Origin of the sequence: Psychroserpens sp. (genome assembly GCF_045105015.1) — a bacterium.
Classification (GTDB): Bacteria; Bacteroidota; Bacteroidia; order Flavobacteriales; family Flavobacteriaceae; genus Psychroserpens.
Window position 1 is genome coordinate 1 of record NZ_JBGCCX010000106.1, and the last position, 4314, is coordinate 4314.

4 protein-coding genes are annotated in these 4314 nt (G+C 32.2%); 2 read left to right on the plus strand and 2 right to left on the minus strand.

Going from position 1 to position 4314, the window contains the following annotated elements; genetic code table 11:
• Both AB8B90_RS07725 and AB8B90_RS07730 read left to right on the plus strand, forming a co-directional pair.
• On the plus strand, positions 1–323 hold a 323-nt coding region (locus AB8B90_RS07725; protein WP_405335363.1), incomplete at its 5' end, for a peptidoglycan DD-metalloendopeptidase family protein.
• Positions 324–406: 83 nt separating this feature from the next.
• Complete coding sequence (locus AB8B90_RS07730; RefSeq protein ID WP_405335365.1) at positions 407–2269, plus strand: T9SS type A sorting domain-containing protein; 1863 nt, start codon at positions 407–409, stop codon at positions 2267–2269.
• 20 nt (positions 2270–2289) lie between these two features.
• Here the strand turns inward: AB8B90_RS07730 and AB8B90_RS07735 are convergent, their stop codons facing one another.
• A complete protein-coding gene (locus tag AB8B90_RS07735) occupies positions 2290–2697 on the minus strand; it encodes a hypothetical protein (RefSeq protein ID WP_405335367.1) in 408 nt (135 codons plus the stop codon).
• A gap of 92 nt (positions 2698–2789) precedes the next feature.
• On the minus strand, positions 2790–4314 hold a 1525-nt coding region (locus AB8B90_RS07740), incomplete at its 5' end, for a hypothetical protein (RefSeq protein ID WP_405335369.1).

The window sequence follows — 4314 nt, forward strand, 5'->3', positions numbered from 1 at the left end:
CTAATTTTGGTGATTATGGTCCGACAATTATTCTTCAGCATGTGATTCAAGATTCAAGATTTTATACTTTATACGGACATTTGAGTTTGTCTTCTATAGTGAACCTAAAAGTAGGGCAGAAGTTTAAAAAAGGCGAGCTGATAGCAACTTTAGGTGACGCTTCAGTAAATGGTGATTATCCGCCACATTTACATTTTCAAATTATAAAAGATATACAGCATTATGTTGGCGATTATCCTGGTGTTTGCTCAAAACAAGATTTAGAGTTTTATATACATAATTGTCCAAACCCAAATTTCCTTCTAAAATTAGAAAGCCTCTAAATTCCTTTGAAATCAATGATTTAGCATGATAAGCTTTTAAATTGTGAGATATTATTCTATCTTGTAGTTAACAAATTATGATTATGAAAGACTTATATTCACTTTTATTTTTCGTCTTTTCACTGGCTATGGTTCAAGCTCAAATTGTAACTATTCCTGACGTGAATATTAAGCACATTTTAACTACAGATAACTGTGTTGATCTAGATAATGATGGGGTTGGAGATGCAGATGCAGATACTAATAACGATGGTGAAATCCAAGAGAGTGAGGCACAAGCTGTAGAACACTTAATTTTGAGTACTGCAACACAAAGTATGCGAGTTATTCTTGATATTACAGGTCTTGATGCATTTGTGAATTTAAAGTCTTTTAGTTCTGCTGGTGTCAGTTTTAGTGAACAACAAAATGTTGGAGGAAATTTTCAATATGTTGGCGTAGAAACTTTAGATTTTACTTCATTTTCTAATTTAGAAAGAATTATTATTTCTGACGAATATTCTTCAGTTTTATCTCATGTAAATGTCTCTGGACTTACTAATTTAACTGATTTTACAGGATTTTGGATTCGTCCCGAAATTTCTTTTGAAGAGTTTCAAATTCCAGTCAATATAAATTTTCAAGGCTGTACGAGTTTGGTGTATCTTGATATGGCTAACTCACTTTTCGATATTGATTTTTGTCAAATACCATCCCTTGAAACGCTTCTTTGTTGGGAATTGTATCATTCTAATGCTGATTTAGACCTAAACTGTCTAATTAATTTGAGAACTCTTGATGTCAACTCAAATATCTTAAATTCATTATTTCTTAAAAACGGTTCAGTATTAGAATCGTTTACTAGTTTTTCAACCTCTGGAAACTTATTGTGTTTAGACAATAGCCAAGAGGAATTAGCTAGTATAGGAACTCTAGTTGATAGTTTTGATTACGTGACAACAACTTGTGAAGTTGCTTTAGGAGAAAACACAGTGTCTGGTTTAATTGAGGCTAATCCAAATATTGATACTAATGCTCCTTGCATTTCAAACCCATTACCTGGTCCAATACTTTATGATTTTGTTCAAAACAATGCAACTGTATTAAGTATTCTGTCTAACAATACAACTAATTATGAAATCCCTTTAGGACAAGGTGATTATCAGGTTGTTCCTTCGCCAGTTTTTTCAGATGGTTATGAGGTTGTGCCTGAACAGTTTGATGTATCTTTTGCCAGCAACAGTGGAGAAGTTTTTGAACAAGATATTTGTATGAAGCCTAGAGCTGAGTTAGATGACGGAATTGAAATTAAATTCTTCCCTGATTATTATGCTCCTCTATTTTATCGTTTTGATGGTCATATTGTTTTGAAAAATACAAATGCGGTGAGTTATACAGCACAACTGAAACTGAGTTTTGATGCTAATTACTCAATTTTTATAGATTCAGGAGAATTTCCAGATAGTGATAATAATGGAGTTGTTATATGGAATAATATTTCAATTAGTCCAGGTGGTACGTTTAGTACGACTTTTAGAATTGGTTATAATACTGAAACAGATTCAAATTATCCGGTTGTTGCTGGAGATCAATTGGTGTATGAATTGTTTGTTTCAGATTTAGGAAATCGTGATGTAGCAGGTGGAATTCCCAGTTTTGTATTAACCGAAACGATCAATGCTCAAAATCAAGTATTGAGTATTGATGAAGTCGAACCAGAAATAGCAACGTCATCCATTGTAATTTATCCTATTCCTTCAAAAAATATAATTAATATCGAAAATAGTGAAGCTATAAATACCATTTCAATTTTTGCTATTAATGGACAATTAATAAAAAAACTTGATTTTAAGCAAGATAATTCTGAATGGCTACAAATGGATATTTCTAATTTTGATAAAGGGGTATACTTATTAACCATTCAAACTGATACAGGAACTTTTAATGAGAAAATAATTAAGAATTAACTGCGTAATTTCAATTTAGATTATCTTTTTGTTATTTGCTTCTTAGCTAATGATGTTCCAGCTAAGAATCCTACAAATGCCAATGCACCATCTGAAATTGTAAACCATAACTCTTTTGGAAGCATGAAAATGTTGAAAAAAGTAGCTGCTACCATGAGACCACCAACAATGTAAGCTGGAATCATACTGGTTTTAGAAATTAATCCTGCAACAAACATTCCTATAGCAATTCCCATAAAATGAGCAATAACAACAAAGATTTTTGAACCCATTGGTATTTGATCCATATTGTTTTTTATCCACTCCATATCCATAGGATTTGCTCCTTCAGGTAAAGGAAACAGATTATGACCAATTAAAGATTCAAAAACATAAACGGTTACTGAAGCTACAATGAAACCTACGATGGTTGCTATAACATTTTTCATGATAATTCTGATTAGTTAGTGGTTTCAAGGTAATAAAAAATCCTGATAATAGTATTTCATCAGGATTAAATCAAGTTTTATGTTTTTTATACTTAGTTAAGTATTTTAATTGTTTTGGTATAGTCGCCAATTTGAACGACTATAAATCCTTGATCGAAATTTAATTTAGATAAGTCGAAAGATAAATTATGACGTCCAGAATTAAGAGTTTCATTTTCTATCAAAATTGATATCTTTTGACCATTAATATTGTAGAGTACGGCACTAATGAGATTGTTACTATTATTTAAATCTAAATTTAAATTCAAAATGTTTTTCACGGGATTAGGAGCTACATTTACTGTAGCACTACTTTTTTCAAAATCATCTGTAGATAAAACACCAGTAGTCAATCGATAGAGATATAAATCAGGAGAATTGCTAGTGCTGTCATTAAAGTCACCACCAACAATAAGTTTTCCGTTTGGTTGAAATGCTGAAAAGCTTCCACCTTGATAACCATCACCAATTAAAAACTTTAAAATTCCAGTATCAGAAAATGTGGTGTCTAATTCTCCATTAGTAAGATACCTAATTATAGCAGATTGTGCATCTGTATTTACAGCATCGTTCATGTTTCCAGAAACTATAATTTTTCCATCTGGTTGTATCCAAATTGATTTACCAAAACTTGCAGCTGCTCCTAAAGCTGGAGAACTTCTTCCATCACCACTAAATGTATTGTCATAAGAAGCATTGTCTGTTAGCCTGACTATAGTCATGGCTGCACTTCTGTTTCCTACAATAACCAGCTTTCCGTCGTCTTGAATTTGAATAGCTTCAAACTTACTGTTGTTATTTAAATCAAAATAACGTACACCATTAATAGCAAAAGAGGTATCTATTGTACCATCGCTATTGAATTTTACAATGGTTTGATTGTTGTATGAAGCACTCCCAAATGGAGCAGTTTCACCTACCACATAAAATTTGTCATCAGAAGTAATGGCAATATCATAGATTTCTTTGTAGCCAGATAAGTTATTAGTTACAACTTTTCCACCTACACCAAAACTACTATCTAAACTTCCGTCTGTATTGTATCTTGCAATTGCATAATGATAATTTCCTGTGCGATGCGCATAACCTGCGGCAAGAATTTTACCATCACTTTGTATGGCTAAAGCGTTTATTCTGTCTTGTGTACTTCCTACAATATTTTGAAAGAAATCAGTAAAAACCACACCATTAGTTCCAAATGTAGTATCTAATTGTCCATTTGCAGTATAACGTGCAAGCACAAAATCTAAACCTTCAAATCCTCCAACTACTATTTTGCCATCATCTTGAATTTTTACATCATTTAAAGTATCATAAGATGTTGTATATGCAGCAATAATAACTCCGTTATTTCCAAAAGAAGTGTCTAAGCCACCATTTGCATTATAGCGAAGTATAATAGATTCCTTATTGGCAGTACTGCCTAAAGAAGTATGTCCTACTACAATTATCTTACCATCATCTTGAACTGCAATAGCACTAAAAACATCAGACATGTCATTGATGTCTGTTTTTTCAATACCATTTGTTCCAAAACTAGTATCTAGAACACCATCTTGACTGAACGTCAAGGTTGAA

What these genes read in the sequence shown, in the direction of transcription:
- AB8B90_RS07730 (WP_405335365.1), top strand. Translation starts at nt 407, where the DNA reads ATGAAAGACTTATATTCACTTTTATTTTTCGTCTTTTCACTGGCTATG.
- AB8B90_RS07735 (WP_405335367.1), bottom strand. Translation starts at nt 2,697, where the DNA reads ATGAAAAATGTTATAGCAACCATCGTAGGTTTCATTGTAGCTTCAGTA.